Annotated in this window: 21 protein-coding genes and 1 pseudogene; 11 read left to right on the top strand and 11 right to left on the bottom strand. The window is 72.3% G+C overall.

The genetic code is table 11. The features are described from left to right. Positions 1-58: 58 nt before the first annotated feature. Complete coding sequence (locus tag ACFPFQ_RS21375; RefSeq protein WP_379621477.1) at positions 59-778, bottom strand: GntR family transcriptional regulator; 720 nt, start codon at positions 776-778, stop codon at positions 59-61. A gap of 145 nt (positions 779-923) precedes the next feature. After that, positions 924-2,093, bottom strand: a complete 1,170-nt coding sequence (locus ACFPFQ_RS21370) for a thiolase family protein (RefSeq protein ID WP_379621475.1) — start codon at positions 2,091-2,093, stop codon at positions 924-926. Between the two features lie 312 nt (positions 2,094-2,405). Between ACFPFQ_RS21370 and ACFPFQ_RS21365 the strand changes: the two genes are divergently transcribed. Then, the gene (locus tag ACFPFQ_RS21365) at positions 2,406-3,650 is read left to right on the top strand and encodes a TMEM165/GDT1 family protein (protein WP_379621473.1); all 1,245 of its coding nucleotides are present in this window, start codon (positions 2,406-2,408) and stop codon (positions 3,648-3,650) included. 58 nt (positions 3,651-3,708) lie between these two features. On the opposite strand, the gene ACFPFQ_RS21360 is transcribed toward ACFPFQ_RS21365, so the two are convergent. The 4 genes from ACFPFQ_RS21360 to ACFPFQ_RS21345 form a co-directional block, all read right to left on the bottom strand. After that, entirely contained in the window at positions 3,709-4,944 is a 1,236-nt protein-coding gene (locus ACFPFQ_RS21360) for an acyl-CoA dehydrogenase family protein (RefSeq protein ID WP_379621470.1), read from the bottom strand. A 43-nt stretch (positions 4,945-4,987) separates the two neighbouring features. Beyond that, positions 4,988-5,059: a putative leader peptide gene (locus ACFPFQ_RS21355; protein ID WP_379621792.1), complete on the bottom strand. Its 72-nt coding sequence runs from the start codon at positions 5,057-5,059 to the stop codon at positions 4,988-4,990. Positions 5,060-5,062: 3 nt separating this feature from the next. After that, complete coding sequence (gene sfnG / locus ACFPFQ_RS21350) at positions 5,063-6,190, bottom strand: dimethylsulfone monooxygenase SfnG (protein WP_379621468.1); 1,128 nt, start codon at positions 6,188-6,190, stop codon at positions 5,063-5,065. 91 nt (positions 6,191-6,281) lie between these two features. After that, a complete protein-coding gene (locus ACFPFQ_RS21345; RefSeq protein ID WP_379621790.1) occupies positions 6,282-6,353 on the bottom strand; it encodes a putative leader peptide in 72 nt (23 codons plus the stop codon). A gap of 314 nt (positions 6,354-6,667) precedes the next feature. On the opposite strand from ACFPFQ_RS21345, the gene ACFPFQ_RS21340 reads away from it, so the two are divergent. The 8 genes from ACFPFQ_RS21340 to ACFPFQ_RS21305 all read left to right on the top strand — a co-directional run bounded on the left by ACFPFQ_RS21340 (position 6,668) and on the right by ACFPFQ_RS21305 (position 15,939). Beyond that, positions 6,668-8,254 (top strand): ABC transporter substrate-binding protein, encoded by a 1,587-nt coding sequence (locus ACFPFQ_RS21340; protein ID WP_379621466.1) that lies wholly within the window; start codon positions 6,668-6,670, stop codon positions 8,252-8,254. After that, positions 8,239-9,195 carry an ABC transporter permease gene (locus ACFPFQ_RS21335; protein ID WP_379621464.1) on the top strand — a complete coding sequence of 319 codons (957 nt, stop codon included), beginning with the start codon at positions 8,239-8,241 and terminating at the stop codon, positions 9,193-9,195. The genes ACFPFQ_RS21340 and ACFPFQ_RS21335 overlap by 16 nt, the downstream gene beginning before the upstream one ends. After that, positions 9,192-10,088, top strand: coding sequence for an ABC transporter permease (locus tag ACFPFQ_RS21330; RefSeq protein ID WP_379621462.1), 897 nt, complete (start codon positions 9,192-9,194; stop codon positions 10,086-10,088). Before ACFPFQ_RS21335 ends, ACFPFQ_RS21330 begins: the two co-directional genes overlap by 4 nt. Positions 10,089-10,161: 73 nt before the next feature. Beyond that, positions 10,162-11,760, top strand: coding sequence for a dipeptide ABC transporter ATP-binding protein (locus ACFPFQ_RS21325; protein WP_379621460.1), 1,599 nt, complete (start codon positions 10,162-10,164; stop codon positions 11,758-11,760). 20 nt (positions 11,761-11,780) lie between these two features. Then, positions 11,781-12,938, top strand: a complete 1,158-nt coding sequence (locus tag ACFPFQ_RS21320) for an LLM class flavin-dependent oxidoreductase (RefSeq protein ID WP_379621458.1) — start codon at positions 11,781-11,783, stop codon at positions 12,936-12,938. 195 nt (positions 12,939-13,133) lie between these two features. After that, complete coding sequence (locus tag ACFPFQ_RS21315; RefSeq protein ID WP_379621456.1) at positions 13,134-14,885, top strand: hypothetical protein; 1,752 nt, start codon at positions 13,134-13,136, stop codon at positions 14,883-14,885. A gap of 126 nt (positions 14,886-15,011) precedes the next feature. Beyond that, entirely contained in the window at positions 15,012-15,824 is an 813-nt protein-coding gene (locus tag ACFPFQ_RS21310) for a DUF1684 domain-containing protein (RefSeq protein WP_379621454.1), read from the top strand. 22 nt (positions 15,825-15,846) lie between these two features. After that, positions 15,847-15,939, top strand: coding sequence for a TetR family transcriptional regulator (locus ACFPFQ_RS21305; protein WP_379621788.1), 93 nt, complete (start codon positions 15,847-15,849; stop codon positions 15,937-15,939). 313 nt (positions 15,940-16,252) lie between these two features. On the opposite strand, the pseudogene ACFPFQ_RS21300 reads toward ACFPFQ_RS21305, so the two are convergent. The 4 genes and pseudogenes from ACFPFQ_RS21300 to ACFPFQ_RS21285 form a co-directional block, all read right to left on the bottom strand. Then, a pseudogene (locus tag ACFPFQ_RS21300) lies at positions 16,253-16,999 on the bottom strand (DUF222 domain-containing protein); the annotation flags it as partial. Positions 17,000-17,484: 485 nt separating this feature from the next. After that, positions 17,485-18,348 (bottom strand): alpha/beta fold hydrolase, encoded by an 864-nt coding sequence (locus ACFPFQ_RS21295; protein ID WP_379621452.1) that lies wholly within the window; start codon positions 18,346-18,348, stop codon positions 17,485-17,487. A 120-nt stretch (positions 18,349-18,468) separates the two neighbouring features. Next, a complete protein-coding gene (mihF, locus tag ACFPFQ_RS21290; protein ID WP_379621450.1) occupies positions 18,469-18,780 on the bottom strand; it encodes an integration host factor, actinobacterial type in 312 nt (103 codons plus the stop codon). Between the two features lie 318 nt (positions 18,781-19,098). Further along, a complete protein-coding gene (locus ACFPFQ_RS21285) occupies positions 19,099-20,442 on the bottom strand; it encodes a cation:dicarboxylate symporter family transporter (RefSeq protein WP_379621448.1) in 1,344 nt (447 codons plus the stop codon). 90 nt (positions 20,443-20,532) lie between these two features. On the opposite strand from ACFPFQ_RS21285, the gene ACFPFQ_RS21280 reads away from it, so the two are divergent. Both ACFPFQ_RS21280 and ACFPFQ_RS21275 read left to right on the top strand, forming a co-directional pair. After that, entirely contained in the window at positions 20,533-22,161 is a 1,629-nt protein-coding gene (locus tag ACFPFQ_RS21280; RefSeq protein ID WP_379621446.1) for an ATP-binding protein, read from the top strand. Next, positions 22,158-22,850 (top strand): response regulator, encoded by a 693-nt coding sequence (locus ACFPFQ_RS21275; protein WP_379621444.1) that lies wholly within the window; start codon positions 22,158-22,160, stop codon positions 22,848-22,850. Before ACFPFQ_RS21280 ends, ACFPFQ_RS21275 begins: the two co-directional genes overlap by 4 nt. A 6-nt stretch (positions 22,851-22,856) precedes the next feature. Here the strand turns inward: ACFPFQ_RS21275 and ACFPFQ_RS21270 are convergent, their stop codons facing one another. Beyond that, entirely contained in the window at positions 22,857-24,974 is a 2,118-nt protein-coding gene (locus tag ACFPFQ_RS21270) for an LCP family protein (RefSeq protein ID WP_379621442.1), read from the bottom strand. Positions 24,975-25,277: the final 303 nt, after the last annotated feature.

The raw sequence follows: 25,277 nt of genomic DNA, 5'->3' as shown, positions 1-25,277 counted from the left end.
GGTCAAGGATTCGGGCGGATTTCGGAACGGGATTCCGGGCGGGCCCGGACCTCGGAGCTCAGGTCGGGAAGATGTCGACCATGATCCGGTAGCGGTCGCCGCGGTAGACCGAGCGCACGAACTCGGCGACCCGGCCACCGTCGACGCGGCAGGTGCGTTCGAAGCAGAACGCGGGCGAGCCGGCGGTCACCCCGAGCGCGGCGGCATCGTCGGTGCTGGTCAGCGCCGCCTCCGCGGTCTGCGTGCCGGACGTGATGCGGTGGCCGTAGCGCTGGGCGAGCAGCTCGTAGTACGAGCTGTCCTCGAGGTCCTCGCCGCGCAGCCCGGGCACGAGGTCGCCGGGTACGTGCAGGTCCTCGACGGCCATCGGCTCGTCATCGGCCAGCCGGAGCCTGCGCACGTGCAGCACCGGGGCGCCGGCAGGCACCTCGAGCAGTGCAGCGAGCATGACGCCCGCCGGGGCGCGTCCGGTCCGGAGCGTGCGGCTGCCCGGTCGCATGCCGCGGGCGCGCATGTCGGCGGAGAACGAGTTGGCGGCCAGCCGGTGCGCCACCTTGGCGGGCGCCACGAACGTCCCGGCGCCTTGCCGGCGCACCAGCAGGGACTCGGCCACCATCGAGTCGACGGCGCGGCGCAGCGTCATGCGGGCGACGCCGAGGTCGCGGGCGAGGTCGCGCTCGGCGGGCAGCGGCTCGCCCGGCGACATCGCCGCGATCAGGTCGGCGAGCCGCGCACGCAGCATCCGCTGCTTGTCGGTCTCGGCTGCGGGCGCGCTCATGGGCCATTGGTACACCAGCAGAACCCGCGGAGGCCAACATCCGCGCAATCCGGAGGTCGAATGCACCCCTAGGTCGCACACACCGCAGAGGCACCGCACACATCGTGCACGGTGTGTGCGGGCGCGTTGCGGTGTGTGCGAGCGCTCAGCGCAGGAGCTCCACGATCGTGGCGTTGGCGGTGCCGCCGCCCTCGCACATCGTCTGCAGGCCGTAGCGGATGTCGTTGTCGCGCATGTGGTGCAGCAGCCGCGTCATCAGCACGGTGCCCGACGCCCCCAGCGGATGCCCGACGGCGATGGCGCCGCCGAGCGGGTTGAGGCGGGACTCGTCGGCGCCGAGCTCGGCCAGCCACGCCAGCGGGACGGGCGCGAAGGCCTCGTTGACCTCGAACGCGCCGATGTCGGAGATCGACAGTCCGGAGCGCTTGAGCACCTTCTGGGTGGCGGGGATGGGGCCGGTGAGCATCATCAGCGGGTCGGCCCCGCTGACGGCGCCGGAGTGGTAGCGCGCGATCGGCGTCAGGCCCAGCTCGGCGGCCCGCTCCGCCGAGGCGATGAGCACGGCGGACGCGCCGTCGGAGATCTGCGACGCGTTGCCGGCGTGGATCACACCGCCCTCGCGGAAGCTGGGCTTGAGCTTGGCCAGCGTCTCCGGGGTGGTGCCGCGACGCAGCCCCTCGTCGGCGGTGAGGCCGGGCGCAGCGGGCACCGCGGCGAGCTGGGCGTCGAACGCGCCGGCGTCGATGGCGGCGGCGGCCAGCTCGTGCGAGCGCGCGGAGTACTCGTCGAGGCGGTGGCGCGAGAGGCCCCAGTGCGCCGCGATCCGCTCCGCGCCCACGCCCTGGTTGAAGTCGCCGCCGGGGAACTCGCCGCTGGTCAGGTCGGCGGCGTAGCGCTCGCGCACGAGCGGGCCGAACAGCGAGCCGATGTCGCGTCCCGAGCCCAGCGGAACGCGCGTCATCGACTCCACGCCGCCCGCGACGACCAGGTCGTACTGCCCCGAGGCCACCATCCCGGCGGCGAAGTCGAACGACGACTGGCTCGACCCGCAGGCCCGGTTGATCGTGACGCCGGGCACCGACTCCGGCCAGCCCGCCGCGAGCACGGCGTAGCGCCCGATCTGCGCGGCCTGGTCGCCGACCTGGTTCACGCAGCCCCACAGCACGTCGTCGATCAGCTGCGGGTCGACGCCGGTGCGCTCGACGAGCGCGCGCAGCACGACGGCGGAGAGATCGACCGGGTGGACGTCGGCGAGCGAACCCTTCCGCTTGCCGATGGGGGTGCGGACCGCGTCGACGATGACGGCCTCGGGCATGGTGGGCTCCTCACGCAGGGCTGTTGAACGAACGTTAGGTGGGGTCTGGGCGGCACACCAGGACGTGTGACGGCCGCGACGCCGACGATGTCCTCGACGCTGCGTAGACTGACGGTCGCGAAGGGGAGTAGCTCCCAACGTCGCGGTCGACATACTGGCTCGCCGATCCCACATGGCAGCCCGGCCGCACGGCCTGTCCCGCGGCACCACCCGCGGTGAGGCGAGCGAGACCTTCGATCCGGTGCAGCACTTTCCGGATCGGAGCCGCTCGCGACCCCGATCCGGACCGAGATCGAGGGGTCGATCAGGTCGATGGACGGTTTCCTGCTGGCGTGCGCCGTGAGCTTCGCGGTGGTCTTCGTTGCGGAGCTGGGCGACAAGTCCCAGCTCATGGCGCTCACGTTCGCCACCCGCTACCGCATGCTCCCGGTGCTGGTCGGCATCACCATCGCCACCGCGGTGGTGCACCTGATCTCGGTGGCCGTCGGGCACAGCTTCGGCGCGGCGCTGCCGACGGGCTGGATCGCGCTCGCCGCAGCCGTCGCGTTCGTCGGCTTCGGGGCATGGTCGCTGCGCGGTGACTCCCTGAGCGAGGCCGAACGCACCAAGGCCGACCGCGCTGGCGGCTCGGCCGTCGTCGCCGCGTCGGTGGCGTTCTTCCTCGCCGAGCTGGGCGACAAGACGATGCTGGCCACGATCACGCTGGCCACCCAGTACGGCTGGTTCGGCGTCTGGCTCGGTTCCACGGTCGGGATGGTGGCTGCCGACGCGCTCGCCATCGTCGTGGGCAGGCAGCTGGGCCGGATGCTGCCCGAGCGGCTGGTCAAGATCGGCGCGGCGGTCCTGTTCTTCGTCTTCGGCGCCGTGCTCGCCTACGAGGCGATCGAGGGGCTGAGCGGGCAGTCGCCGTGGGCCGCGATCGCCGACGGCCTCGATCACCACGCCGCGGGCTGGATCGCGCTCGGCATCGCCGTGCTGGCCACCCTCGCCGGCGGGATCGGCAGGCTCCGGACGCGCGGGAACGCGAGCCGTCGCGGTGGCGCGTTCGCACCGGCGGCGTGGTCGGCGCGCATCCTGTTCGGGCTCTCGACGGTGCTGGGGCTGGCCGCCCCGCTGCTCGTCGCCGCGGATGTGATCGACCCGATCACGGTCTTCGACGACCCCGGCCTGGTGGTCGTCGGGGCCGGGCTGGCGCTGCTCGGGGTGGCGCTCGTGCTCGCGGCGCAGGTCAACGCCCGCCCGAGCCGTCGGGAGCCGGTGCTGGTCACGCGCGGCCTGCACGCCCGCATCCGCAACCCCGGGCTGACGGGCATGGTCGTGGCCACCGCGGGCACGCTGCTGATGGTGCCGACGCTGATCGCGGTGCTGGGCGCCGTGCTGCTGGTCGTGGCCGTCCAGGTGCAGGCCCGGGGCGTGCGGGAGCCGCTGCTCGCCCGGCTGCACGGCGAGTCCTACGTGCTGTACGCCGCGCGCAGCGGGCGCTTCCTGCCGAAGGTCCTCCCGCTCGACGACGCGCCTGCCGGCCTGCGGGACGCCCAGCGGATGCGGGTCGGCTGAGCTAGCAGGCCGCAGCCGGTGGCCGGCCAGGTCGATCCGCCGGCCACCGGCGCCTCGATCAGGAGTACCAGGTGGGTTCCGGCAGCTCGTCACGCAGCAGGAACGCCCCGACCTCCCGACGCTTGTAGGCGACCGGGTCGTGCAGGGTGTGGGTGCGCACGTTGCGCCAGAACCGGTCGAAGCCCAGTGCCGCGGCGGTGGCCCGCGCGCCGAGTCCCTCGAAGACCTTGGTGGTGATCTCCAGCGCGACCTCGGTCGCCCGCGCCTTCACCGCGGCCACCCGCACCTCGTGCTCCCCGCGCTGCTGCGCGGTGACGTTCCAGGCGTCGTGGTGGATCGCCAGTCCCTCCTCGGCCACCCGGTCGGCGAGCGCTTCCACGGCCCACAGCTTCGACGCGAGGTCGCCGTAGAGATCGAGCTGGTAGGGCTCGTCGACGGCCCGGTCGAAGCCGCCGTGCAGCCACGGCCGGGTCTCGGTTCGGGTGTACTCGGCGGCGGTCTCCAGCGCGCCGCGCGCGATGCCGAGGTAGAAGTTGACGAACACGAGCTGGATCGTCGGCACGTTGAGCGTGTTGTAGACCCGCGGCTGGAACACCTTGTCGACGAACCCGGCCGCCGCGGCCCACGGCACCTGCACCTCCGAGATCGTGACGCTGCCGCTCTCGGTGAGGCGCTGGCCGATGTTGTCCCAGTCGTCGTGGAACGTGATGCCGGGCTGGTCGCTGGGCACGATCGCGAAGACGTGCGTGTCGGTGTTCTCCAGCACGCCTTCCAGCACCGTGACGTCGGAGACCCGGCTGCCCGTGGAGAACGACTTGCGTCCGTTGTAGACGATGTGGTCGCCATCGTCGCGGATGACGACGTCGGCGTCGCGCGGGTTGACCGCGCCGCCGAAGAACCAGCGGTTGCGCGCGGCCTCGGCCTCGACGGCGGCGATCTGCTCCTTCGTGCCGACGAGCCGGGCCGCCCAGTTCCACAGGTAGTGGTAGCCCAGCAGCTGGCCGATCGAGCCGTCGGCGGCCGCGACCTCGCGGACCACGCGGTACGCGGTGGGCCATTCCTGGCCGCCCCCGCCGTGCTCGGCCGGTCCGAGCAGCGTGACCAGCCCGGAGTCCTTGAGCAGCGCGATCTCGGCATACGGGGTCTCGGCGGCGCGATCGCGCTCGGCCGCGTCGACGGCGAGGATCTCCGCGACCTCGTGGGCGCGGGCGATCCAGGCGTCGGCCGTGTCGGGTGTGGGGCGGGTGGTCCAGTCCGGGGCGGCGGTGCCGGGCCGGTTCTCGGTAGTGGTCATGTCGGTTCCTCTCGAAGCGGATGTCCTGCGGGCTGACGGGCGATCAGCGACAGACGCAGGACGCGATCCGGACGAGGTCGACGTGGAGCCGACGGACCAGTGCGGGAGAGGCCACCGGCTAGTGCGTCAGGGCGGGCTCGCGCTCGAGGAGTTCCGCCTCCTTCTCGCGGATGATCGGCAGCACGTGGCTGCCGAAGTGCTCGACCTCCTCCTGGAAGTGCAGGTAGCCCAGCAGCAGCAGGTTCGCGCCGCGGCGCTTGTACTCGATGGCGCGGTCGGCGATCTGCTCGGGCGTGCCGATGAGCTGGGTGCGGAAGCCGTCGTTGTACTGGACGAGGTCCTCGAACGAGGAGTCCGCCCACATACCCTTCTTGTTGCCCGTGGAGGCGCCGGCCTGCTGGACGGCGTCCCGGAAGCCCTCGACGGCCGGCTTGTTGGCCTTGGCGATGATCTCGCGGAGCGTCTCGCGGGCCTCCTTCTCGGTGTCGCGGGCGATCATGAAGCCGTTGAGCCCGAACTTCGGCGGGGTCGTGCGCCCGGCGTCCTCGGCGTGCGCGAGCACCTCGGTGACCTGCTCGGTGAAGCCCTCGTAGTCCTTGCCGTTGCTGAAGTACCAGTCCGAGACCCGGCCGCCGTTGCGGCGCGCTGCCGAGGAGTTGCCGCCCTGGAAGATCTCCGGGTGGGCCCGGCCGGGGACGGCGAGGGGCTTGGGCTTCAGGTCGAAGTCGTGGATGCGGTAGAAGTCTCCCGAGAACTCCGCGCTGTCGCTCGTCCAGATCTCGCGCAGGACGCGGATGAACTCCTCGGAACGGCGGTAGCGCTCGTCGTGTTCGAGCCACGGCTCGCCCAGCGCGGTGAACTCGGCCTTGAGCCAGCCACTCACGACGTTGACGGCGATGCGTCCGTTCGACAGGTGATCGGCCGTCGCGACCCACTTCGACAGCACACCCGGCTGCCACAGCCCGGGGTGGATCGCGGCGATGACCTTGAGCCGCTCGGTGGCCAGCAGCAGTGCGAGCGAGAAGCTCGTGGACTCGTGCTGGTGGTCGGCCCCGTAGCTGGCCATGTACCGCACCTGCGAGAGCGCGTACTCGAAGCCGTTGTTCTCGGCCGTCTGCGCCAGCTTCTTGTTGTAGTCGTAGCCCCAGTCGGTGCGCTGCTCGATGTCGCTGGTGACCAGACCGCCGCTGACGTTGGGCACCCAGTAGGCGAATCGCAACGGTTCGGGCGGCAATTGTTCGGGCATGGAGAACCCCAATTCGGGAAAGTGCGATGAAATGAACGGACATATGCCGGCGGGCACATGTGGTGGACGCGCTGGAGGCGTCAGGAGCAGGTCAGCGACACGTGGCCGACGACACGCGCGACAGATCGACGTGACGCCGACGGGTGAGCTCGCGCGGGAACATTGATCTCCACCGTGGTTGAGACCGGCCGTGCTGTCAACCCGCAGCGGTGCGGAACACAATTTCCACCCGATGGGTTGAATGCTCACGATTCGCTCCGTAGCGTCAAGAGTGGCCATGAGTTTCGGCGATAGCGGAGGGAGGTGTGATGGACACGCGGGACGGGGGCGCGAGCCCGCTGCACACCACCTGGCACGCCTGGCGCCACGAGGTGGATCTCTGCCGCACCTGCACCGCCATCTGTACGGGCTGACGCTCCGCTCCTGTTTCCGGCGCCACCGCCGCCGGCTCGTCACCCCGTTTCCCGAAGGACCCCCATGCGCCGCCTCCTGCCCACCGCCGTACTGGCGAGCCTGCTGCTCGCCGCCTGCGGCACGTCCGCCTCGCTCCCCGCTGCTGCCGGGCCTCCGCACGCAGGCGGGACGCTGCGCTTCGCCGTCTCCAGCGACCAGGGCTGCCTCGATCCGCAGCAGGTGTCGAGCAACGACTCGATCTACGCGGTGCGCCAGCTGGTGGACTCGCTCACCGACCAGGATCCCAAGTCCGGTGAGATCAAGCCCTGGCTCGCCACGGCGTGGACGGCCAACGCCGACGCCACCTCGTACGTCTTCACGCTGCGCAGCGGCGTCACCTTCAGCGACGGCACGCCGCTCGACGCGAGCGCCGTCAAGGCGAACTTCGACAAGGTGCCGACGCTGGGTGCCAGGGCCGCGCTGCCGAAGGGCTACCTCGCGGGCTACCAGGGCACCACCGTGCAGAGCCCCACGCAGTTCACCGTGGCGTTCAGCGCCCCCAACGTGCAGTTCCTGCAGGGCACCTCCACCCACAGCCTCGGCATCCTCGCGCCCGCCACCGTGGCGAAGTCCGACGACGAGCGCTGCGCGGCGGTCGTCGGGTCCGGACCGTTCGTGCTCGGCGGGTACGTGAAGAACCAGTCGATCACCCTGACCAAGCGCACCGGCTACAACTGGGGCTCGTCGCTGTGGGCGCACACCGGCGATGCGTACCTGGACGGCGTGGAGTTCCGGATCGTGCCCGAGTCGGGCGTGCGCACCGGCAGCCTGCAGTCCGGCGAGGTCGACGCCATCGGCAGCATCGGCCCGCAGGACGAGGCCCCGCTCACCGGCGCCGGGGTGCAGCTGCTCGCGCGCGCCAACCCGGGACTCCCGTTCGGCATCGGGTTCAACCTGTCGAAGCCGATCGTGTCCGACCCCGCTGTCCGCACCGCCCTGTCGCTGGCCATCAACCGGCCCGAGGTGGTGAGCGCGGTGTTCACCTCGCAGACGAAGGCGGCCACGAGCCCGCTCGCGTCCAGCACGCCGTCCTACGCCGACGAGTCGGCGCAGCTCGCGTTCGACCCGGCGAAGGCCGGCTCGACGCTCGACGCCGCCGGCTGGACAGCCGGTCCCGACGGCATCCGGGCCAAGGCCGGGCAGCCGCTGCGCATCGAGCTCACGTTCTACGCCAACGCCGCCACCAACAAGCCCGCGCTGGAGCTGATCCAGCAGCAGGCCAAGGCCGTCGGCATCGACCTGCAGCTCAAGGAACGTCCCATCAGCGACGCGACGCCGGTACAGCAGAGCGGTGACTACGTGGCCAGCTGGGGCAACCTGACCCGGGCCGACCCGGACATCCTGCGCAGCACCTACTCCACGGCGGGCACCAACTTCTACCGCCTGCCCGCCGGCCCGCTCGACGCCGCGCTCGCCGGCCAGGCCGCGGCGGTCGACCCGGCGAAGCGCACCACGCTCGTCGGGCAGGCCCAGCAGCTGCTGGTCGCGAACTACTACACGGTGCCGGTGGTGGAGCTGACCACGGTGCTCGGCGTCGCCCCGGACGTCCACGACGTCACGTTCGACGCGTCCTCGCGCATCCAGCTCCACGACGCGTGGAAGTCGTCGTGATCCGCTACCTCGCGCGCCGCATCGCGCTCGCGGTCGGCGTGCTCTGGGCGGCGTTCACCGTCTCGTTCATCGTGCTCTACCTGCTGCCGGGCGACCCCGTCGCGACGATGGCGGGCGGCGGCCTGGACGGCGAGCCGCTCTCGCCCGCCGCGCTCGACGCGCTGCGGGCCCGCTACGGCTTCGACCGCCCGGTGCTCGAGCAGTACTTCACGAAGCTGCTGGCCGCGCTGCACGGCGACTTCGGCACGTCCATCCAGAACGGCCAGGACGTGGGCGCCGCGATCCGGGAGGCGCTGCCGCCGACGATCCAGATCGCGCTGTCCGGGCTGCTGGTGGCGGTGGTGCTCGGCAGCGTGGTCGCGCTCGTGGCCACGTACACCTCGGCCCGCTGGCTGCGCCAGCTGCTGATGGGGCTCCCGTCGCTGGCGGTCTCGCTGCCGGTGTTCTGGGTCGGCCTGATGCTGGTGGAGCTGTTCTCCTTCCAGCTGCGGCTGCTGCCGTCAGTCGGTGCTCGGGGGGTCGAGTCGCTGGTGCTGCCGGCGATCACGCTCGGGCTGCCGACCGGGGCGCTGGTGGCCCAGGTGCTGGCCAAGAGCCTGAGCCAGGCGCTGGAGGAGCCCTACGTCGTGACGGCGCGGGCGAAGGGGGTCGGTCGGGTGGCCATCCATCTGCGCCACGCGCTGCAGAACGCGGCGATCCCGGCGCTGACGGTGCTCGGGTACGTGGTCGGCAACCTGATCGCGGGCTCGGTGGTGGTGGAGACGGTGTTCACCCGACCCGGGCTGGGCAGGCTGACGGTCGCCGCCGTCGGCGTGCAGGACATCCCGCTGGTGCAGGGGATCGTCGTGTTCGCCGCCGCGGTGTTCGTGGCCGTCAACTTGCTCGTCGACCTGCTCTACCCCGTGCTCGACCCGAGGATCACCGCGGGAGCGACCGCATGACCGAGCTGCTGATCCGCGAACCCGCGCTGGCGAGCGCACCGGATCCCGACCGTCCGACATCCGCGCGCAGCAGGCGCCTGCTGCGCTTCCTGCTGCACCGCCCGGGACTCGTGGTGTCGGTGGTGGTGGTGGTGCTGGTGCTGATCGCGGCCTTCGCGCCCACGCTGCTCGCCGGTGGCGATCCGGACCTCGGCGTCCCCGCCGCCAAGCTGCGACCGCCCGGTCCCGGCCACCTCCTCGGCACCGACTACCTCGGCCGCGACGTCTACACGCGCGTGGTGCACGGCGCCGCGCTGTCGTTGCAGGCCACGGTGATCGCCGTGAGCGTGGCGCTGGTCGTCGGCGGCCTGATCGGGCTGCTGGCGGGCTTCGTCGGGCGCTGGGTGGACGAGGCGCTGATGCGCGTCGTCGACGTCATGCTCGCGATCCCGGCGGTGCTGCTGTCGCTGGCGCTGATCACCGCGCTGGGCTACGGCACGATCAAGGTCGCCATCGCGGTGGGGGTGGCGAGCGTCGCGAGCTTCGCACGGGTGATGCGCGCCGAGACGCTCCGGATCCGCCAGACCACCTACGTCGAGGCCGCCAGGGCGGCGGGCACCCGCTGGTACGTGACGCTGTGGCGCCACGTCCTGCCCAACGCCGCAGGCCCGGTGCTGGTGCTGGCCGTGCTGGAGTTCGGGCTGGCGATCCTGGCGGTGTCGTCACTGTCGTTCCTCGGGTACGGCGCGCCGCCGCCCGCTCCCGAGTGGGGCTCGCTGATCGCGGAGGGCCGCAACTACCTGGCCACCGCGTGGTGGCTGTGCGCGATGCCCGGCTTCGCGATCGCGGCCACCGTGCTGTCGGTGAACCGCATCTCGCGGGCGCTGGACGGGGAGTGGGCGAGGGCCCGGTGAGCGAGCTTGCGAGCGAGCCAATGTCACAGCGCCCTTGCGCGCAGCGCCGACCGAGCCTCAGCGAGGGAGAGCGGTGAGCGAGCTGCTGCAGGTCGAGGACCTCGACATCAGCTACCACACCTCCGGTGGGCTGATCCGCGCCGTCCGCGGGGCGTCGCTGACGGTGGCGGCGGGGGAGACCGTCGCGATCGTCGGGGAGTCCGGATCGGGCAAGACGACGCTGGCGCAGGCCGTGATCGGGCTGCTGCCACCCAACGGCGCGGTCGACGCCGGGAGCGTCCGCCTCGCCGGGGCGGACCTGGCGCGGCTCTCGGAGCGGGAGTTCCGGGCCGTGCGGGGCAAGCGGATCGGGCTGGTACCGCAGGACCCCACGGTGTCGCTCAACCCCGTCCGCAAGATCGGCGCCCAGGTCGCCGAGGTGCTGCGCGTGCACGGGCTGGCCGACCGGCGCCGGGCCGCGCTCGACGCCGTCGAGATCCTGGAACGGGCCGGGCTGCCGGAGCCTGCCGTGCGGGCGGGGCAGTACCCGCACGAGCTCTCCGGTGGCATGCGCCAGCGGGTGCTGATCGCGATCGCGATCGCGGCGAAGCCACGGCTGATCATCGCCGACGAGCCCACCAGCTCGCTGGACGCCACCGTCGCCCGGCGCATCCTCGACCACCTCGAGGGGCTGGCCCGGGAGACCGGCACGGCGCTGCTGCTCATCACCCACGACCTGGGCGTCGCGGCCGACCGCGCCGACCGGATCATCGTGATGTCGCAGGGCCGGATCGTCGAGGAGGGCCCGGCGGGAGCGGTGCTCGCGGCACCCCGGGACGCCTACACGCGCCGGCTCGTCGAGAGCGCGCCCGGGCTGCGCCCGGCAACGCCGCCGGCCCGGTCGGCGCCCGCCGGGCCGCCGCTGGTGGAGGTCCGGGACCTGGTCAAGGAGTTCCGGCTCCCGGGCCGCCGCACGCTGCGGGCCGTGGACGGCGTCAGCTTCACGATCGGGCGCGGCGAGACGCTCGCGCTGGTCGGGGAGTCGGGGTCGGGCAAGTCGACGACCGCGCGGATGGTGTTGCGGCTCGCTGATCCGACCTCGGGGCAGGTGCTGTTCGACGGGAGCGACATCACCACGTCCCGCGGGCGGCCGTGGCGGGAGCTGCGCCGCCGGGCCCAGCTGATCTACCAGAACCCCTACGCGTCGCTGGACCCGCGCTTCAGCATCGAGGAGCTGGTGGCCGAGCCGCTGCGGGCGTTCGCCGTCGGGGACGCGGCCGCGCGCCGGCAGCGGGTCACGGAGCTGGTGGAGCGCGTGGCGTTGCCGTCGTCGGTGCTGGCGCGCCGGCCCGTCGAGCTCTCGGGCGGGCAGCGCCAGCGCGTCGCGATCGCCCGCGCGCTCGCGCTCTCCCCGGACCTCGTGGTCTGCGACGAGCCGGTGTCGGCGCTGGACGTCTCGGTGCAGGCGCAGGTGCTCGACCTGCTCGGCGAGCTGCAGGCCGACGCCGGGCTCACGTACCTGTTCATCTCCCACGACCTCGCCGTGGTCCGCAGCATCGCCCACCGCGTCGGTGTCATGCGGGAGGGCAGGCTGCTGGAGCTCGCGCCGGCGCGTCAGCTCTTCGAGAATCCCGGGCACGAGTACACGCGCGAGCTGCTGGCGGCCATCGCCGGCAGCCGCGCCCACGTCTGACCGGCAAGGTGGGTGGGCCTGTGACCGCACGGATTCCGCTGTCGATCCTCGACCTGTCACCGGTACCTGCCGGGGGAACGGCCGCCGACGCGCTGCGCAACACCCTCGCGCACGCCCAGGTGGCCGAGCGCGCCGGTTACGCGCGGTACTGGGTGGCCGAGCACCACCTGAACCCCGGTGTCGCGTCGGCGTCCACACCGGTGCTGGTGGCGCTGCTGGCGGCGGCGACGTCCACGATCCGGGTGGGGTCGGGCGCCGTCCAGCTGCCCAACACCCCGCCCCTGCTGGTGGCCGAGCAGTTCGGCACCGTCGCCGCCGTGCACCCGGGACGGGTCGACCTCGGGCTCGGCCGGTTCGACCTGCACAAGATCCTCGCGCTGATCCAGGAGGGCCGGGCCGCGGCCCGCGGTGACGCACCGCCGGCCCGGCCGTCCCGCGTGGTGGACGGGCTGTTGATCCCGACGCCCGGCCGCTTCGCAGGCGACCTCTCGCTGTTCGGTGCACTCGGCGCGCTGCTCGGGTTCGACGCCGCCGACCCGGCACCGGACTACCGCACCCAGGTCACCGACATCCTCGACCACTTCGCCGGGCGCTCCCGCCGTCCCGACGGCGTCCCGATGACCGTCCAGCCCGCGGCGGGCGCCGATCTCGACGTCTGGGTGCTCGGGTCCAGCGCGGGTGAGAGCGCGCGGGTGGCGGGCGAGCTGGGGCTGCCGTTCGCCGCGAGCTACCACACGGTGCCCGCCACGGTGCTCGACGCGGTGGCGGCCTACCGGGCCGGGTTCCGGCCGTCTGCACGGCTGGCGCGTCCGCACGTCATGGTGTCGGCCGACGTCGTGGTGGCCGAGACCGTCGAGCGGGCCCGCGAGCTCGCCGCACCGTACGCCGGATGGGTGCTCGACATCCGCGCCGGCCGCGGCGCGCACCCCTACCCGACGCCCGCCCAGGCCCGCGCGCGCGTGTGGACCGATGCCGAGCGGGCCGCCGTGGCCGACCGCGTCGACACGCAGTTCGTGGGCGACGCGGGCACCGTCGTCGAGCGGCTCGCGACGCTCGCGCGGGTCACCGGAGCCGACGAGCTGCTCGTCACGACGATCACCGGCGACCCCGCCGACCGGGTCCGCAGCACCGAGCTCCTCGGACACGAATGGTCCACTGCGGTGCTGCCGATCGGGTAAGAAAACCCTTACCTGGCGCTACACGGGCGTTCCCGCCGAGGAGATCGCCCGAAAAGTGAAACGAACGCATGCTTCTCCTCGACAACGAATCAGCCGGCGCCAGACCGGCAGCGAAACCGGGAGAAAAACATGAGCGGCGCTCAGGGTGGCAATGGCGGCAACGGTGGGACCGCAACTTCCTCCAACAGTGGCAATGTGAACGTGGGCGGATCGCAGAGCAACACCGCCTCGGCCAACGCCAACGGCGGCAACGGTGGCGCAGCCACCGCCGGACACGGTGGCGCAGCCACCGGCGGCAACGGCGGCAACGGCGGTCACGCCGATGCCTCCAACGCGGGCAACGTGAACGTCGGCGGCCACCAGAGCAACGACGCTTCCGCCAACGCGAACGGTGGCAACGGCGGAGCCGCCACCGCAGGGCACGGCGGCAACGCGACCGGTGGCAACGGGGGCAACGGTGGCGACGCCACGGCCCACAACACCGGCAACGTGAACGTCGGCGGGCACCAGGACAACTCGGCCTCCGCGAACGCGAACGGTGGCAACGGCGGCGCGGCACACGCCGGCGGCCACGGCACCGCGACCGGTGGCAACGGTGGTAACGGCGGCACCGCCGACGCCGGGAACGTGGGCAACGTCAACGTCGGTGGGCACCAGAGCAACGACGCGAGCGCCAACGCGAACGGCGGCAACGGCGGAGCCGCCACCGCCGGGCACGGTGGGCACGCGACCGGCGGCAACGGGGGCAACGGCGGCACCGCAGACGCCCACAACACCGGCAACGTGAACGTCGGCGGGCACCAGAGCAACGACGCCACGGCGAACGCGAACGGTGGCAATGGCGGCGCGGCACACGCCGGCGGACACGGCACCGCGACCGGCGGCAACGGCGGCGACGGCGGGCACGCCACGGCGGGCAACGACGGCAACGTCAACGTCTTCGGCAGCCAGCACAACACCGCGTCGGCCAACGCCAACGGCGGCAACGGTGGCAACGCCGATGCCGGGCACGGCGGGCACGCCACGGGCGGCAACGGGGGCAACGGCGGCACCGCCGACGCCCACAACGTCGGCAACGTCAACATCGGCGGGCACCAGGACAACTCCGCCACGGCCAACGCGAACGGTGGCAACGGCGGCGACGCCGACGTCCCCCACAACACGGGCATCGTCCCGCCGTGGCTGCAGCACGGCACCGCGACCGGCGGCAACGGGGGCGACGGCGGCACCGCCAGCGCCTCCAACGAGGGCAACGTCAACGTCGGCGGGCACCAGGACAACTCCGCCACGGCCAACGCGAACGGCGGCGACGGTGGCGACGCCCACGGCGCCGGCGGGTTCTTCGGCCACGGCGACGCGGTCGGTGGCGACGGTGGCTTCGGTGGCCTGGCCATCGCGGTCAACGCCGGCAACGTGAACCTCGGGCACGGGTCGCAGACCAACTCCGCCACGGCCAACGCCAACGGTGGCGACGGCGGCAACGCCGGCGGCAGCCCGGTCACCATCACCCACGGTGGCGACGGCGGAAACGGCGGCATCTCGCTCGCCGTCAACGCCGGCAACATCAACTTCGGGGACGGTGTCCAGGAGAACTCGGCCACGGCCAACGCAGGAGGCGGCAACGGCGGCGACGCGTTCGGTCACGGCACGGGCGGCGACGGCGGCGACGGCGGGTTCGCCTCGGCGATCAACGCCGGCAACGTCAACTTCGGTGGCTTCCAGCACAACGACGCCACGGCCAACGCCAACGGCGGCGACGGCGGCGACGCCTTCGGTGGCCACAACCCGTTCCTCCACGCCGATGGTGGCGACGGCGGCGACGGTGGCGAGGCCTTCGCCTCCAACGAGCACAACCTCAACGTGTTCGGCGACCAGCACAACCACGCCGACGCCGACGCCGATGGTGGCGACGGTGGGGCTGCGCACGCGTTCGACTTCCACATCTGATCCGATGATCTGAGCACCACCTGACCGATGCCGGCCTGCTGATCCCCAACAGGCCGGCATCGGCATGTCCGGTGCCGGAAAATCTGCGGCAGGCATGAACCGGCGGCCTCCGGTGTTGCACCGAACATGACAGTGGCACAGGAGATCCGGTCGGACCTGCAGCGCGCCTGGGACACCTGGCACGCCGCACGCGAGGGCGAGCTGAGCACACCGCACGGGTGGCTCAGCCTCACCGCACTGCAGTGGCTCACCCCGGAGCCGTCGGCGATCGAGGGGCTGCCCGGCCTGTGGAGCGCAACCCCCGACGGCGTGAAGATCTCCGCAGTGGCCGCCGACGGGCTCGTCGTCCAGACCACGCGCGAGCCGCGCCGCATCGACGGCACGGCCACGCTGCACCCGGTGGACGGGCTGCCCGGCACGCTCGTCGAGCTCGGTGACGTGGTGATCGAGGTCGTGCGCCGCACCGACACCCACGCGCTGCGCGTGCGCGACCCGCAGGCAGCCACCCGCACGGGCTTCACCGGCGTGCCGGCGTTCCCGGCGCAGGAGCGCTGGGTCGTGCCGGCGCGGTTCGAGGCGTACCCGGAACCCGTCGCGATCACGGTGGACGCGGTGGTGGAGGGGCTCAACCACTACCTGACCGCCGTCGGCGTGGTGCGGTTCGAGCTCGACGGCCAGACGCACGAGCTCGTCGCGATGCCGGGCAAGGACGGCGGTCTGTCGCTGCACTTCCGAGACGCCACCTCGGGCGTCACGACCTACTCGGGCGGCCGTCAGGTGCGCACCGCCGACCCGGCGCCCGATGGCAGCGTCGAGATCGACTTCAACCGGCTCACGAACCTGCCCTGCGCGTTCACCGACTTCGCCACCTGCCCGCTGCCGCCGGCCGGCAACGTGCTGACGGTGGCCGTGGAGGCCGGGGAGCGCATCCCGAGCTGAGGGGGAGCTCGGTTTCGACCTGGTGACGGTCGACGCGGTGGCCGGGCGCTGCGGCGCATCGAAGGCCACGCTGTACCGGCACTGGCCCAGCGAGGGCGCGTTGCTCTCCGAGTAGACCGCCCGTCACGTCGCGGGCCCGCAGGACGTGATGTGGGGCGTACTTCGACGCCTTCGCGGGGGACGCCGGGTGTGGGTCGGGTGTTTGCTGGTTGTTGATCGGACCGGAGCCCGTGCGTGCTTGGTGCGGGCCCGCTCGGTCCGGGCTGGGCCGGTACCGGTTCTGGGCCGGTGGGCTCGGCGGCGGCAGTATCGGGCGCGGGATCGGCGGTCTGCGGTGCCTCGTCCGGGGTGGCTGCGGTCTCGGCGTTGCGGCCGTCGGTGACCATGGCCGTGATGATGTCGGCGCGTCCGAGTCCGGCAAGGGTCCCGTCGAGGAGCCGGACGAACAGATCCGCGCGGACTTGGTGCACGGTGCCGGGATGCCCGGCGCGGCGGATCGCATCGGCCAGGTCTTCGAGCCGCGCCGCCGCAGCGGCGGCCTCGGTCGGCGTGAGTCCGTGGGCGGTGATGGTGGCAGTTCCGTCGGCCGCCAGATAGCCGGTCACGCCGCGTTCGTGGACGGCGGCTCGGTATTTCTTGCGGGAGTAGGAGCGGTCGACGGCCAGGACTTCCCGCAGTAGCCACTGGGCGAGTTGCCCGGTGGTCCACTCTTCGGCCGGGCCCACGAGCCGCGTGCAGATCCGCTCGATCTGGGGGTCGGTGAGGTCGGCGAGGTAGTCGGTGAACACGCGCGCCTTGTGGTGATCGAGTCGTCCGGCCAGCAGCGCGGCATACACGAGCGGCAAACGGTTGATCAGTATCGAGGCGAATTCGCGTTCGTATCCGGTACGGCGTGCGGTGAAGGTCAAGGCGGCGGCGATCTCGGCGTCGGCCCAGTCGCCGGTGGTGCGGTGCAGGAGGTGGTGGGGGTCATCGGGGTCGGGGTCGCTGCGCGAGATCTGGTCGAGGGCGGCGGCGTAGAGGGCGAACAGTTGCGAGGTCTGTCGCCAGGTCGCCTGGAGTACGTCGACCTTCTGGTCCTGCGGGATGGCGGTGAAGTCGAGGTTGGTGAGGGCGGCGAGCAGTTCGGGCCCGGGCGGCAGTGCCGCGAGGCTCGGTAGCTGCTGGTCAACCATCATGTGTCGACCATACGTTCGAGGACCGACGGTTCCGGGGTGTTCCGGGGGCGGTCGGGCAAAAAATCTTGAAGACTTTTCGGGCCCGCAGCGCGCCAACCCCCGGCCGCCTCACGCGACCGTCGGTCCGACTCGCGGGTCGATCCCATCCCGACTCGCGGGTCAATCGGTCCCGACTCGCGGGTCATTCCGTCCCGACTCGCGGGCACATCCGTCGCAACTCGCGGGCCGATCTGGCGCAACTCGCGGGCACATCCACCGCAACTCGCGCGTTGACCTGCACTAACTCGTAGCTGCGGGCACGCCTGACCCGGTTTCTCGGGAGCCCCGCCGGGTGAGAGAGCCCGTGCGCGCGCAGCGCGCACCCCGGGGCCCAAGTGTCCCCAGCCCTCCCCGAGACCTGCCCCGCCGGCGAGGCGTCGGCAAAGCCGGGGCACACCACCCAACCGCACCGGACCGGCAGGCACGAAACCGGCGCACGCGACCTAAGCAGACGTAGCAGCCGCCGACGTCTGAGTCAGTATCGCGGCGGCCAGCGGCGAGACCACCGTGCGATTGATGGCATGCCCCATCCCCGGAATCCGGACCAATCGCCCGCTACCCAGCGCCCGGGCCAGGTGCCCGGCGTGGGGCGGCGGGTACACGGGATCCTCAGGAGCCTCGATGACGAGCGTCGGCACCTCGACGGCGGCCAGCTCGGCGCCGCGGTTGAAGCCGTCGAGCGACATCTGCGCGTGGGCGATGACCGGCTCGTGGTGGCCCGCGTGCTCGATGACCCGCTCTTCGAGCGCCCGGAACTCGTCGGCGTCGAACGTGGTGCCGGTGCCGTTGAGCAGGCGCCAGTGCTGGACGCGCCATTCGAGCTCGCCCTCGCGGTCGCGCTCGTCGTCGAGCTCGCCCCACATGCGCAGCAGTGCGGGGTCGGGGCCGGGCAGCTCGGGTGCCCCCGGGACGGGCAGCGCCCCGGTGCAGAAGACGGTGGCCGAGATGCACCGCTCGGGATGGTCGAGCAGCATGAGCTGGACGAGCGTGCCGCCCAGCGACATGCCCACGACGTGGGCCCGCGGGATGTCGAACGCGTCGAGCACGGCGATCGCATCGGCGGCCAGGTCGGTGACGCCGTAGGGCTGGTCCGCGAAGGCGGCGGTGCTGCGGCCGGTGTCGCGGTGGTCGTAGCGGATGACGCGGTGGCGCTCCGCGAGCTGGGCGACGAGCTCGTCGGGCCAGATGAGCCCGGACGATGCTGCGCCCATCACGAGCAGGATGGGCTCGCCGGGATCGGGCGAGCTGGAGGCGAGGTCCTCGGTCCAGAGCCGGACCCCGGGCGCGACGTCGATGAAGCGATCCACCTGCTCAGCCTGCCTGTCGCCTTGGCGCGTGTCGAACGAAAGGTCCCGGCAGGTGGTGCAGCCCACCCCGCCCGCCCCCGAGGATGACCTCGGGGGCCGGACGTGGAAGCGGGCTTCGTACTACTTGAGCGCGTCCAGCAGCGCCTGGCGCTGGCGGTCGCCCAGTCCGGCGGCGCGGCGCGAGGCGTCGATGCCGGTCTGCTCGAGCAGCGCCGAGACCTTGGCGGGGCCGTAGCCGGGGAGGCTCTTGAGCAGGTCGGCGACCTTGGTCTTGCCGACGATCGTGTCGGACTTCGCCCGGCTGAGCACGGCCGGGATGGTCTCCTTGCCGGCGGCGATCGCGTCGCGCAGCTCCTTGCGGGCCGTACGTGCGGCGGCGGCCTTCTTGAGGGCCTCGGCGCGCTGCTCGGGGGTGAGCGTGGGCAGTGCCATGTTGGCGTTCTCCTCTCCATGCGTCCACCCAGGACGGGTGTCTGCGCAGGTCATCTTCGTGTCAAGCGTGGCAGAGCCGCTCAGCGACACGCGTGCAGCCCCCCTTCTGACGTGCGGATCGATCGAAAAGGCGCTGTTCGGGGGTGTCCGGGGGCACCATCGGGTGAGGGTGGTGTGGACAACGTCCGCGCAGGTCAGCGGCGGTGCGGTGCTCGTGCGATCACGCTCTGCAACCTCCGTTGACGCAACGAACGGCGCGCTCGTCCAGCGGATGTGGACGAGCGCGCCGTCGTGCGGTCGGGTCGGGGACTGCGGGGCTCAGGCCGAGGTGGTGGCCGGGTCCTTCAGCAGCTGCACCTCGGGTGCGTGGGGGTCGTTGTCGAGCATGGTGGCCTCGTCGAACGGGTCCTCGCCGCTGAGCACCCGGTTGGCCTTGTCGCGGTCGAACTCGCCGACCCAGTTGCCGATCAGCACGGTGGCCACGGCGTTGCCGGCGAAGTTGGTGACGGCGCGGGCCTCGGACATGAACCGGTCGATGCCGACGATCAGCCCGACGCCGTCCACGAGGTCCGGACGGTGCGAGGCCAGCCCGCCCGCCAGCGTCGAGAGCCCGGCCCCGGTGACGCCGGCAGCACCCTTCGACGCGATGATCATGAACAGCAGCAGCGAGATCTGCTCGCCGAGCGCCAGCGGCTTGCCCAGCGCGTCGGCCACGAACAGCGAGGCCATCGTCAGGTAGATCGCGGTGCCGTCCAGGTTGAACGAGTAGCCCGTTGGCACCGTGATCCCGACGACCGGCCGCGAGACGCCGATGTGCTCCATCTTCGCGATGAGCCGCGGGAACGCCGACTCCGACGACGACGTCGAGACGATCAGCAGGAACTCGCGGCCGAGGTAGCGCAGCAGCGAGAAGATGCTCATCCCGGCCGCGAAGCGCAGCAGCAGCCCGAGGATCACCACGACGAACAGGAAGCACGTGACGTAGAAGCCGAGCATCACCTGGAAGAGTGCGCCGACGGCCTTCCAACCGGTCTCGCCCACCACGGCGGCCATCGCGCCGAACGCGCCGATCGGGGCCACCCACATGATCATGGTCAGGATCCGGAAGACGAGCTTCTGGAGGTAGCTGATCGCGGTCAGGATGGGCTGCCCCGTCTGCCCGAGCGCCTGGACCCCGAAGCCGACGAGCAGCGCCACGAACAGCGTGGAGAGCACGCTCGTGCCGACCAGCGCGGAGAACAGAGTGGTCGGGATGATCTCGAGGATGAAGTCGGTGGCCCCCTCGGCCGCCGGCACCTTGTACGGCGTCAGGTTGGTGATCCCGAGCCCGGCACCGGGCTGCACGATGTTGCCGACCACGAGGCCGATGGCCAGCGCGACGGTGGACATCGCGATGAAGTAGCCCAGCGCGATCCCGCCGACCTTGCCGACCTTCGCCGCCTGCCGGATGGAGCCGATGCCCAGCACGATCGTGCAGAAGATGATGGGGCTGATCATCATCTTGATGAGGTTGACGAACGCGGTGCCGAGCGGCTTGAGACCCTTGCCGAGCTCGGGCCACAGCAGGCCGACGACCACGCCCAGTATCACCGCGACGACCACCGCGATGTACAGGAAGTGGGTCCGATCCTTCTTGGCTGGGGGTGCGGATGTGGCTGACACGGGGTCCTCCGGGGGCCGACGACGACGGCGGGCATTTGCGCCGACATGCGGGTGTCGGCACTCTTCGCGAGAAGCATCAGGGGAGTGGTGGTGGCCGTCACGGTTTCGTTCATTTCGTACGTGCGCAGATGGAGCGTCGCCCGGCAGCTGTTCGCCCTGCAGGCGCTCGTCATCGTGATCGTGCTCGGCGGTGTCGCCACCGCCACCTACGTGCAGCTCGACCAGGCGAACATCGGCTCGACCGCCGACGAGATGCTGGCGGTCGCGCACACCCTCGCGGCCGAGCCCGACGTCCTCGCGGGGCTCGCCGAGCCGCAGCCGACGGCGGTGCTGCAGCCGCTGGTGGAGCGCGTGCGCGTCGACACCGCCACCGACTTCATCGTGGTGATGACCCCGGCCGGCATCCGCTTCACGCATCCGGACACCACGCAGATCGGCCAGAAGTTCCTCGGTTCCATCGAGCAGGCCGCCCGCGGCGAGTCCTACACCGAGACCTACACGGGCACGCTCGGCCCGTCGGTGCGGGCGGTGGTGCCGGTGTTCGCGGCCGGTCGGGTCGTCGCCCTCGTGTCGGTCGGGCGCACCGTCTCCGCGGTGGCGCGCGACTTCGCCCCGCAGGTGACGTTGCTGCTGAGCGCCGCTGCGGTGGCGCTGCTGCTGGCCGCGGCCGGGTCGTGGCTGGTCAGCCGGTGGCTGCGGCGCGCCACCCACGACCTGGGGCCGACGCAGCTCTCCCGCATGTACGAGTACTACGACGCCGTGCTGCACGCGGTGCGCGAGGGGCTGGTGCTGCTCGACGGCGCCGGCCGGGTGCAGCTCGTCAACGACGAGGCGCGCCGGCTGCTGGGCCTGGGTGAGGACACCGACGTCGTCGGCCACCCGATCGACGCGCTGGGGCTGCCGGACGCGCTCGCGGCGTCGCTCGCGAGCGGCGAGCCGTCCCACGACGAGATCCACGTGACAGCCGACCGGATCGTGGTCGTCAACCAGGCCACGACCCGCCGGGGGGTCCGCAGGCTGGGCACGGTGGTCACCCTGCGCGACCACACCGAGCTGCGCGCGCTGGTGAGCGAGCTGCAGACGATCCGTGGCTTCGCCGACTCCCTCAACGCGCAGGCCCACGAGGCCGCCAACCAGCTCCACACCGTCATCTCGCTCATCGAGCTCGGCCGGGCCGACGACGCGCTGGAGTACGCCACACGCGAGCTGCAGGTGGCCCAGCAGCTCACCGACGCGGTGCTGGGTGCCTTCGCCGTGCCCGAGCTCGCCGCGCTCGTGGTGGGCAAGGCGGCCGAGGCGGCGGAGCGCGGCGTCGAGCTGATCCTCGACGACGGCGCGTCGGTGCCCGCCGGCATCGCCGACCCGCGCGACCTCGTGACGATCGTGGGCAACCTGCTCGACAACGCGATCGATGCCACCCTGGACACCCCGGCACCGCACGTGGTGCGGCTCGGTGCGTCGATACGGGAGGAGGAGCTCGTGCTGCAGGTGGCCGACAGCGGGCCCGGGCTCGACGCCGCCGCGGTCGAGCAGGCCTTCGTACGGGGCTGGAGCACGAAGCCGCACGGCGCGGGGATGGGCCGCGGGCTCGGGCTGGCGCTGGTGCGCCAAGCTGCACACCGCTACGGGGGCCGGGTGGAGGCCGGCCGGGCCGTCCGCTCCGGTGGCGCGCTCTTCTCGGTCCACCTCCCCCTGCACCAGGAGGCCGTGCTCACGTGATCCGCACCCTCGTCGTCGAGGACGATCCGGTGGCCGCGGCCGCCCACGTGGCCTACGTGGAGCGCGTGCCGGGCTTTGCGGTGGCCGGGCAGGCCGGCACCGGCGAGGCGGCGCTGCGGGCGCTCGCGTCCACGTCCGTCGACCTCGTCCTGCTCGACGTCCACCTGCCCGACACCAACGGGCTGGAGGTGCTGCGCCGCATCCGCGCCGCGGGCCACACCACCGACGTGATCATGGTGACGCGGGCGCGCGATCTCGACGTCGTGCAGGCGGCCGTCGCCTTCGGGGCAACGCAGTACCTGGTGAAGCCGTTCACCTTCGCCGCCGTGCGCGCCAAGCTGGAGAGCCACCTCGCCTACCGCGCCCGGATGGAGCAGGACCACGTGCTCGCCCAGTCCGACGTCGACGAGCTGTTCGGTGCTCTGCGCGGCCCCAGTGACGCCCCGGGGCTCCCGAAAGGCGTGAGCCGGGAGTCGCTCGACGCCGTCGCCGCGGCGCTGGAGGCGGCCGGCTCCGGGGCCGGGCTGACGGCGGCGGAGGCGGCCGAGTCGGTGGGTGCCTCGCGCGTCACCGCCCGGCGGTACCTGGAGTACCTCGCCGAGACCGGGCTGGCCGTGCGGCACGCGCGCTACGGCGACGCCGGGCGCCCGCAGGTGGAGTACCGCTGGCGGCCCGGCGGGGTGCGCTGAGGCCGCTCAGCCGCAGGTGGCCGACAGGTTGGTGGGTGCGGCAGGCGCCGTGGCCGTCGTCTCGTCGGTGGTGCTCGGTTTCGTCGTCGGCTTGGCGGCGCCGCTGCTGGGCTTGGTGCTGGTGGTGGGCGCGGCGGCGGTGGCAGGCGGTGCGGCCGGCTCCGGCGCCTTGTTGATCGCGTCCTGGACCACCTTGCGCATCAGGTCGAGGTTGGGGTCGAGCGTGCTGAACTTGCCGTCGTTCGCGTCGGGGTCGGGGAGGTCCGGGGTGAACGCGATGCTCTCCAGCGTCACCGTCTCCGAGCCGGCGAGCGACACCAGTGCCGGCAGCACCTGCTGCGGGATGTTGGTGGACACGCTGTCGGTGGTGGCGGCCGCGACCGCCTGGAAGTTGGTGAGCAGGTCGGCGGGGCTCTTCTGCTTGAGGATGTTCTGCAGCAGGCAGCGCTGGCGGCCCATCCGCGTGTAGTCGTCGGAATCGGTGCGGGAACGGGCGTACGCGAGCGAGTCGGCGCCCGACAGCCGCTGCACACCGGCCGGGATGTAGCGGTCCGGCGCGACGTGGCGGCCGTCGGGTGTGATGCCGCCGACCGGGATCTTGTTGGGGCCGACGTCGACGGTCAGCCCGCCGAGCGCGTCGATGATGGACGCGAAGCCTGCCATGTTCAGCTCGACGTAGTAGTCCATCTGGATCCCCAGCATGTACTGGACCGACTCGTTGAGCAGGTTCAGCCCGGGGTCCGTGGTCGGACCGGCCGGAGCCAGCGACGGGTTCGTGTGCGCGTACGCGTACAGCGCGTTGAGCAGGTACTCGCCCGAGAGCGGATCGGCGGCGTCGTAGAACCCGTCCGGGAACTTCTTGGCCATCGGGGTGCCGGGCGGGAACGCGGCGTGGCCGATGTTGCGGGGCAGCCCGAACAGGGTGGTGCGGCCGGTCTTGGTGTCGAGGCTCGCCACCATCATCGAGTCGGTGCGGGTGCCCTCGCGGTCGGGCCCCGCGTCGCTGCCGACGAGCAGGACGTTGAGCCGGGGCTTGGTGATGGCCTCGGCCACCGCCGTGCCGCCCTTGTCGCCGGAGAAGAGCGTGTCGAGCAGGCCGCGCTGGGAGTTGGCCAGGTTGGCGGCGAAGCCCAGCGGGGTGGCGATCACCAGGCACAGCGCGGTGACGGTGAGGATGCCCAGCGCCTGGCGGCCCACATCGAGGCCGCGTGGCCGCGCGATCAGGTAGGTGCGGACGATGACGGTGACCCAGGCCAGCGCCGCCACGATGATCGCGATGATCGCGACGAGCAGCACCCGGCTCGACAGCGCGTTCTGCAGCAGCTCCGAACGGCTCGACGTGAGCCCCAGCAGCAGGACGCCGACGATGCAGAGCACGAAGACGCCGAGGATGAGGGCGCCGGTGCGCTTGCGGCGCAGCATCAGGTGCCCCGAGCCCGGCACGATGGTGGCGGCCGCGGTGGCGAGCAGCGCGCTGCCCAAGGTGCGCGGCGGGGTGGCAGCGGCCCGGCGGCGGCGGGCAGCGGCGGCCGCGGCCGGGCCGTCCGGCCGGCGGGTGCCCGCACCTGTGCCGCGGCCGTTGACCTTCGGCACGGTGGTGGTGGGCACGCCGTCCTCGTCGGTGGACCGCGACCGTGGGCGATCGAGCGTGGACCGGCCGCTCGCGCTGCGCGTGGCCGATCGGCGCGGCGCGACGCGCTCGCCGGTGTCGCGCCCGCCCGGCAGGCGTTCCTCGCCCGTGCGATCAGGGGCTCCGCGGGCCGGCGTGCGCGGCACCGGACGGGTCAGTGGCTCCGGCGCCGGCGGGAAGTTGCGGGGGGCGCGGGGCTCCTGCGGCGCCCGGCGGCGGGGCTCGCCCAGCGGCGGCGGGGGTGCGGCAGCGGGCTGCCCGGGCTGCTGAACGGGCTGGGGCGGGGGCGCGCTGCGCCGCGGCGGAACCGGCCGCGTCGGGACGTCGACCGAGGGCTCGACCCGGCGTGGCGGCAGCGGGCGGCGCGTCTCGGACGGCCGGGTGCGGGGTGGCGGGAACGGACGCTGCTCGCGCTCGGCGCGGCGGGGCCACGGCTGCTGCTCGGGCGGCAGCTCCCGGCGGCGGGGCGGCACTCGCGCTCCGTCGTCATCCACCACGTCCACCTCCGTGCCTCCCCTCTCGCGCGACCATCGCCGCTGCTGCTGATCATGACGCGTCACCGAGGCCGGTCGGAGCCTACTGCGAGTGACGACCGGGCCGCGGTGTGCCTCGTCAGGATGGCTCCGATGCCCGTCCGGACCGCACTCTGCCCTGGCGACACCGGGGGTGCTGCACGAGGGAAGCAGCGCGGTGCCGCGTCGGACTCATGGGGCGACGATACGGAAACGTCGACGGAGGCTTTGCGGTGCACCACTCCTGTGTGGAATGCCCGATCCTACCCGTTCGGGCTCCTACCA

Source organism: Pseudonocardia sp. GCM10023141 (genome assembly GCF_042653605.1).
Note: the sequence above shows the minus strand (reverse complement) of the source record. Positions and strands in the feature narration are given on the sequence as shown.